The 7,586-nt window shown below is 35.0% G+C and carries 10 protein-coding genes; 3 read left to right on the top strand and 7 right to left on the bottom strand.

The annotated features are described in order from the left end of the window. Nucleotides 1–19: 19 nt before the first annotated feature. From ACODST_RS09770 to ACODST_RS09795, 6 genes are all read right to left on the bottom strand, one after another. On the bottom strand, nt 20–298 hold the full coding sequence (locus ACODST_RS09770) for a hypothetical protein (RefSeq protein WP_488931927.1): 279 nt from the start codon (nt 296–298) through the stop codon (nt 20–22). Between the two features lie 225 nt (nt 299–523). After that, entirely contained in the window at nt 524–1,132 is a 609-nt protein-coding gene (locus ACODST_RS09775; protein WP_488931928.1) for a hypothetical protein, read from the bottom strand. 35 nt (nt 1,133–1,167) lie between these two features. Further along, nucleotides 1,168–1,707, bottom strand: a complete 540-nt coding sequence (locus ACODST_RS09780; RefSeq protein WP_488931929.1) for a hypothetical protein — start codon at nt 1,705–1,707, stop codon at nt 1,168–1,170. A 37-nt stretch (nt 1,708–1,744) separates the two neighbouring features. Continuing rightward, on the bottom strand, nt 1,745–2,374 hold the full coding sequence (locus ACODST_RS09785; RefSeq protein ID WP_488931930.1) for a hypothetical protein: 630 nt from the start codon (nt 2,372–2,374) through the stop codon (nt 1,745–1,747). 81 nt (nt 2,375–2,455) lie between these two features. Next, entirely contained in the window at nt 2,456–2,719 is a 264-nt protein-coding gene (locus ACODST_RS09790) for a hypothetical protein (protein WP_488931931.1), read from the bottom strand. A 48-nt stretch (nt 2,720–2,767) separates the two neighbouring features. Next, on the bottom strand, nt 2,768–3,403 hold the full coding sequence (locus ACODST_RS09795) for a hypothetical protein (RefSeq protein ID WP_488931932.1): 636 nt from the start codon (nt 3,401–3,403) through the stop codon (nt 2,768–2,770). Between the two features lie 119 nt (nt 3,404–3,522). Between ACODST_RS09795 and ACODST_RS09800 the strand changes: the two genes are divergently transcribed. After that, nucleotides 3,523–3,942, top strand: coding sequence for a helix-turn-helix domain-containing protein (locus tag ACODST_RS09800; RefSeq protein WP_488931938.1), 420 nt, complete (start codon nt 3,523–3,525; stop codon nt 3,940–3,942). A gap of 97 nt (nt 3,943–4,039) precedes the next feature. Here the strand turns inward: ACODST_RS09800 and ACODST_RS09805 are convergent, their stop codons facing one another. After that, nucleotides 4,040–4,528: a hypothetical protein gene (locus tag ACODST_RS09805; RefSeq protein ID WP_488931933.1), complete on the bottom strand. Its 489-nt coding sequence runs from the start codon at nt 4,526–4,528 to the stop codon at nt 4,040–4,042. A 396-nt stretch (nt 4,529–4,924) separates the two neighbouring features. On the opposite strand from ACODST_RS09805, the gene ACODST_RS09810 reads away from it, so the two are divergent. Next, nucleotides 4,925–6,217, top strand: coding sequence for an aminopeptidase P family protein (locus ACODST_RS09810; protein ID WP_488931934.1), 1,293 nt, complete (start codon nt 4,925–4,927; stop codon nt 6,215–6,217). Beyond that, complete coding sequence (locus tag ACODST_RS09815) at nt 6,210–7,124, top strand: alpha/beta fold hydrolase (RefSeq protein ID WP_488931935.1); 915 nt, start codon at nt 6,210–6,212, stop codon at nt 7,122–7,124. The genes ACODST_RS09810 and ACODST_RS09815 overlap by 8 nt, the downstream gene beginning before the upstream one ends. The last annotated feature ends 462 nt before the right edge of the window (nt 7,125–7,586 follow it).

Raw genomic sequence — 7,586 nt, forward strand, 5'->3', positions numbered from 1 at the left:
TACTGAATTAGGTTGCAAGTTATAAAATGAAACGAAGTTCTGTCCGGGAAAATTCCAATACAAATGAAATTCCAATAATAAAATCCCAAATTCCAAATTCTTTGAGGGTAATTCTAAATAGAGATGAAATTCCAATTTTTATCCCGAGGCTTCGGGACCAAATTCCAATACAAAAATCCCAAATTCCAAATACAGATGAAATCCCAATTTTTATTCCGAGGCTTCGGGACCAAATCCCAAATACTTTGATATCAACTTTAACCCATTGGGTGTAACTATTTTCAACACATAGAAACATAGTATATTGAAGGTTTAAAAAAGGCGTTTCACTAATTTAAATGCACATAGTTTAGCTATGTGTGGAAACTTGTTTCTTTTTGATCTCTTTTTTCGGTGCAATCCCGTCCCGACATTTCGGGATCGGGACTATGTTTCTGTCTGTTAAAATATATTTTTTAATTTCACTCAACAGGTTAACTTTATTAATACTTGCTGAAGGTGAAATTTTGCCGGAACTTATTATTTACAAGTTACCATAGATTACTATATAGTCGGCGTAAGTTAATTTGTCGTTGAGCCAGTCTGCGAATTCAGTTAAAAAAGCTTTTTCTTTTTCGTCGCTGGTTTCAATCTTTCTTATGTTTTCGACGATTTTTACTACTGTCTGCTTGTCAAAAAAATTATGTCCCAAAACATCAAATTTATCGTCTAACCTCTTATGATGTGGATTTCTTACCGGAAAAACGGACTGAAACTCCTTTAAAATAAGATCAAAATCTTCTGTCGGGATAAAAGCGTCATTTCGTTTGGCTGTTTTGTAAAATTCGCCTTTGGCACTTTCGGGCCACAGAACAAATCCTATTTTAGAAGCTGAATTTCCGGTACTAATAATAACCAGTTTCTGGTTGATTCTTTCAATCGTCTTAGTTACGTCATGATTACAAATCTGATATTCTTTTTGCGCTGTCTCTTCTTCACAATTGGTCTGTTCGCAAATCGTTTTGATATTTTCTGCATGAAAATCCTGTTCTGCAAGTTCAGCATCACCGTTATGTTTCTTTAAAAGCTGCCTGGCTTTGTCTAAAGGAATGGAGATTCTGGATCTTAATATTTTTAGGTTTTGGGTGTTCATTGTAATTTAAAATTTTGACTTTTCTGAATGAATTGTTAGAAAAACCCAAACTCTCTGATGAGTTTATTCCCCAGCTTTTGGCTTTCCTTTTTCGAATACAAAAAGATCATATTATTACACACGAATTCTCCGCTGACAGGAATTTCTGAAACATAGGTTTTCCAGATAAAGTTTAGATTTCCGGTTTTCCCCGTTATAGTAAACATTCTTTCTTTTACATTTAAAACCTTTTTAAAAATAACCAGATTCTTAATTTCTTCGTGTCCTTCTGATGTAATCTTTTCAAAATACGCCTCAAGTTTCACATTTATGTCCTTTCTTTCAAAATAATTTTCACTGAACAGCTTCATAGTAAAACTATCGTCTTTGGCTTTATACGTAATTAGCTCATAGTTTTTCTTTGATTCGGATATTTCATTATCTACATTATCCGGCAATGAATAAGTATATCCAAATTCCGCATTTCGTACAGATACAAATTCAACTGCCGATGATTGTTTTTTTGAAACTGTTTTTTTCTGGGCTAAACCACAAAAACTTATTAAAAAACACAGGATTATTATTTTGATTTTCATGATATAAACTTACTTCTAAACATTTTGAGCCCTTTCTTTATTCAATAACATACACTACTTTTGGTGCTCCCGCATCGTGTTCTGCAGCAGTAAAATAGAAAGGTTTTTTAATATTTAGTTTTTCAAATACGTTTTCTTTAACTGCCCTTTCAAACAGTTTATGTATTTCGGTTAAAGCTGTTGCTTCGACCAAATTGTAAATACTGACCACATCCAGAAAATCATCAAAATTTTTCTCCTGACCCTGTATGTTTTCGGTTAAATGATATAAAGTAGGCGAAACAAAAGCCGGCAGACTGGAAATCGTATCCAGATATTCCATTTTATCCTCTTCAATTGCAAAACCTGATAATTCTGAATCATCAAAATCAATAGCAAAAGCTTCCAGTTCTCCGCCATACAAACCGCCGTGTTCGAAATACATCATATTGAAACTTTGCTCCAAATCGTTATTGTATTTTTCGGCCAGCCAGTATTTTTCAATGTTGGTTTTTAATTCTTCAAACATTACATTTTCATGCTCTTCACGGTTTTGGTTTTTCCATCCATTATAAAAAGAATGAAAAGTTTCGTTTTTCGAATCTTCAAGCTCAGTCAGTACAAACTGTTCTTTCTCTTGTTCACTAGCTTTTAAACTATCTAAAATCTGAGTATTTATTTCTGTCATAATTTATGTATTGAACAAAAGCATATCAATGCGCTTTTAAAAATTTGGTTATGTACAACAATCGAAAATTCCCTTTACTTTTTATTTCTTTTTTATCAAATCAAAACCATACACAATTAAAAATCCCGGCAATATACTTACCAATATTACTTTTAAATCTTTAACCCCATAAAGTAATACTTCCAATTTATCAGGCATTGGCTCATTTCCCACAAGGGCTGTCTGCACAGATTCGGCCTGATTAAAATACGACGGATAAAAGACTTCGTAAATTCTATACATGCCATGAAACAGAATCAACAGCAGTGTTATAAGGAAAAATGCGATTAGTGAACGTTTTGTCATAAGTATAATTTACTAAAGAGTTATAGATTTCGAAGCAATAGCAGCTTATTAAATCATTCGGGAAAGAGCTACACTTTTATCACCAATCTTCCTTAATTCATCGGGAGCTGCGAGCCATTCCATAGCTATAAATTTCGAGCCATTCTCTTTCATATCGTCTGACCAGTCAATTAAAATGGCCGCGCCTTCATTTTTAATTTCGGTTTTCACAAAATCAACTGTCTTTTTTGCTCCTTCCGGCAGAGGACCTTCACCTCTCATATCAAAAACTACATATTTAGTTTTGGATAAAACAGCAGCTAATGAGAGCCGTTTCTTTTGACTATTATCAAGATCTTTTACTTTATCATTTTTTGTAAAAGTATCTATTTCGAAAATTTTTGAAATGACCGGATTATTTTCATCTGCCTTTCTTTTTAAATAACGATTTACCTTAATGGGATTAAATATCCTTGAAAAAGCTGACTCCTTAAAATTTGCTGCAAAAGTCAGCGGCTTTACTATTGTTACATTTTCGTGCTTCGCCTGTCCTGTAAAAATAGCTTCTAATTGCGCTTTTAGTTCAACATAATGCCATCCGCCCGCCAGATAAATAACAACCAATTCGCCTTTTCGTAACTCAAAAGGCGGTATAAAATAATGATCGGTTTTTATCCCTTTGCTTTCAATTATCAGGTCACTCATTTTATCTAAATAAAAAATTTTCTACAAGTCGTTACCAAGATTACACAAATCTAAATTCAAAACCAATAATAGTCAGAAAAATTGTATTTTTACCCAATCAGAAATAAGCCGTAACTTGTATCTCACAAGGACGGCCTTGTTTTGCACCAAAACCCAGACATATTGGCCGAAACATCAGCCGAATCAGAGAACTGAAAGACATGAAACAGGAAGCACTTGCGCAGGCAATTGGCACTACTCAACAGTCTATATCTATTATTGAGGGAAGCGAAAGCGTAGATGACGAAAAACTAAAAAGAATTGCAGAAGCTTTAGGCGTGCCAGCCGAAGTAATAAGAAACTTTTCGGAAGAAGCGGTTTTTAATATTATTGGGAATACTTATGATAATGGTTCTGTTTCCGTGAATCATAGTTGTAATTTTAATCCATTAGATAAACTTTTGGAATCTCATGAAGAGAATAAAAAACTTTACGAACGTTTAGTTGAAGCCGAAAAAGAGAAAGCGGCACTTTTTGAGAAACTGCTTGATCAGAAATAGACTTTATTTTTATAAAAATTACAAACCGAAGTTTTGAGATTTTAAAGCTTCGGTTTTTTTGTGTCTCTATCAAAAACCTACTAATCTAAAATGTCTTCTAATTAAAAAGCCTCTTTATTTTTTCCATAAAACTATTTTTCTTCGGAGTTTGTTTAATTTCTATAGAAGGAATCGATGCACTTTTCTCGTTATTTTCTTTCTCTTTTTTCAATTCATTCAAGAATTGAGGAGTTTCAGAAAGAAGCATTTCTCGTGAATATTTCATTTTATCATCTAAATAATAAACATGAGCATTACACTCGTCAATAAGTATTACAGAAATAAGTCCGATACATGCACCTGCCGCAAAGTCACTTCCCCACACAAATGAAATAGCAATATCTTCATCTGCTAAATCATCTTTAATCCATTCCAGATCATCCATTATTTCTGAAGGCTTTTCAAAATATAACTCAAAGAAAGTTTCAGATTCATTTATCATACAACTAAGTCCATCCAGATCATAAAATATTTCAAAATCGTCCAGGATTTTGAAATTATATCCTAATTCAAAAATCTTTTCTTCAATTTTTGATTTTGTTGGCAAAGCCGTCTTTTTCAAAAAAACCAACTGAGTCATCGACATGCTGTATACTTTTTTAGTTTATGTGAAAGCTAAGATACAAATTACTGCAATTTGATAAATGCCTTAAAGAACAATCCTAATTTTTAGAGACACTTTCAATACTGTTTCAATAAAGGAGCACCGAGCAATAACGAACAGGCAAAACAAATTTCCGTTTAGAATGCCACCAAACTTTGCGCTTTAGCGACTTTGCGAGATTATTCAATCTGCCAAAGAAATAACTTTGCGATAAAAAAACTTTGTGCCTTAGCGCCTTCGCGGCAAAAACAATAAATAAGAAAACTTTAATAAATCAATTATACGCCGTTGCTTCAAAATCATTAATTTTGAAATTCGAAGTTCAAAAACTCAGTTATTATGAAATATCATCAAATAAACAGTGGTCTTTTTGTAAAAAACCGCAAAAAATTCATGGCAGAAATGAAACCTAATTCTGTTGCCGTGTTCAATTCCAATGACATTTACCCAATTAGTGCCGACAGTACGCTTCCGTTTGCACAACACAGAGATATCTTTTATCTAAGCGGTGTAGATCAGGAAGAAAGTGTATTGCTTTTGTTTCCGGATGCGCCTTATGAGCACCAGAGAGAAATTCTTTTCCTGAGAGAAACCAACGATCATATTGCCGTTTGGGAAGGTGAAAAACTAACAAAAGAACGCGCTTTTCAGGTTTCGGGAATCAGAACGGTGTACTGGTTACAGGATTTTCATAAAATTTTGAACGAAATGATGACCTATGCCGATACGATGTACATTAACACCAACGAACATTACCGTGCGACTGTGGAAACAGAAACCCGTGAAGCCCGTTTTGTAAAATGGTGGAAAGAACGTTACCCGGCTCACAACGTTGCAAAAAGTAACCCAATTTTACAAAGACTGCGTTCGGTAAAAGAAAGCGAAGAAATCGACTTGATTCAGCATGCCTGCGATATTACCGAAAAAGGTTTCCGAAGATTATTAGGATTCGTAAAACCAAATGTTACGGAATATGAAGTAGAAGCCGAACTGGCACACGAATTCATTCGCAACCGTTCTAAAGGTTTTGCTTATACACCCATTATCGCTTCGGGAAACAATGCGAATGTTTTGCATTATATCGAAAACAACCAGCAGTGTAAAGAAGGAGATTTGTTATTACTGGACGTGGCAGCTGAATATGCCAACTATTCGAGCGACATGACCAGAACGATTCCGGTTTCGGGACGTTTTACAGACCGTCAGAAAGCGGTTTACAATGCCGTTTTGAGAGTTAAAAACGAAGCTACAAAAATGCTGACCCCGGGAACGCTTTGGAAACAATACCATGTTGAAGTGGGTAAAATTATGACTTCGGAATTACTTGGTTTAGGTTTATTGGACAAAGCCGATGTTCAGAATGAAAATCCGGAATGGCCAGCTTACAAAAAATATTTCATGCACGGCACTTCTCACCACATGGGACTGGACACGCACGATTACGGACTGCTTCACGAACCAATGAAAGCGAATATGGTATTTACCGTTGAACCGGGAATTTATATTCCGGCAGAAAAATTCGGAATTCGTCTGGAAGATAATGTAGTGGTTCAGGAAAAAGGAGAACCTTTTAACCTAATGCGCAGCATTCCGGTGGAAGCAGACGAGATTGAAACCCTCATGAATGCGTAATTTCGTGATGAAAAAGATTTTTATACTCGGCTTTTTATTTTTTCTGGGAAACATTTTTGCCCAGACCGAAGGCTATGCTGTCAACAACGACGGCAGTAAAACCTATTACAAAACATTTGGAAAAGGCGAACCGCTTTTAATTATAAACGGCGGTCCCGGAATGAACAGTAATGGTTTTGAAGATATGGCAAAAATACTGGGTGAAAACCAGCTGACGATTATTTATGACCAGAGAGGAACCGGAAAATCGAAACTTTCGAAATTAGATGCCAAGACAATTTCGATGAAATTAATGGCCGATGATATCGAGTCCTTACGAAAACATCTTAAAATCAAAAAGTGGAATATTCTCGGACATTCTTTTGGCGGTATGTTAGGATCTTATTATGCAACGGTTTACCCAAACAGTATTAATAAACTGGTTTTATCGTCTTCGGGAGGTGTTGATTTATCTTTATTAAAAGGCCCGAATTTAATCGAATCCAATCTTTCGAAAACCGAAAAAGATTCTATGAATTACTGGAACGATAAAATCGAGAAAGGCGATACTTCGCACAAAGCCCGCTTAGGACGCGGCCGTGCGATGGCTCCGGCTTATGTTTTTGATTCAAAATATATTCCGGTAATTGCCGAAAGATTAACACAGGGAAATTCCGTTATAAATGGCTTGTTATGGTCTGATATGCAGAAAATGAATTTTGACTGCAGAAACAAGCTGAAAACATTTAAAAATCCGGTTTTGATCATTCAGGGGAAACAGGATATTATCAGTAATGAAATTGGAGAAATTGGACACAAAGCCTATTCAAATTCAAAACTGGTTTTTCTGGAAAACTGCAAACATTATGGATGGCTGGATGCCAGGGAAAAATATTTCAGCGAAATAAATTCTTTTCTAAAATCATAAAAATTAAAAAAGCTGTCTCAAAAGGACAGCTTTTTTGTTGAACGGGATGTCGCTCCTCCGGAGCTTATATTGTAGAAAACATTCTTAGCTATAAATATTCCGCTTCTCTGAAGCGTACAAAAAGAAAAACTGCCCTTTTGAGACAGTCATTTTCGGTTACTATTATATAAAATTATTCTGCCGGCAAACCCCAAAGGGGTAAAATAGTTATAGAATCGTAATAAGACACATAAAAAAAGCTCCGGAGGAGCGGTATAGATTACATTGTAAAAAAAATATGCCGCTCCTCCAGAGCTTTATATTGCAAAAAAAATTGCTGGCTATAAAGATGGCGCTTCTCCGAAGCTTACAAAAAAAGCTGTCCTTTTGATACGGCCATTTTAGGTATATCTAAAATTATCCTATCAGCAAACCCCAAAGGGGTAAAATAGTTATAGAATCGTAATAAGACACATAAAAAAA

The sequence above is a fragment of the Flavobacterium sp. FG19 genome, from assembly GCF_057809475.1.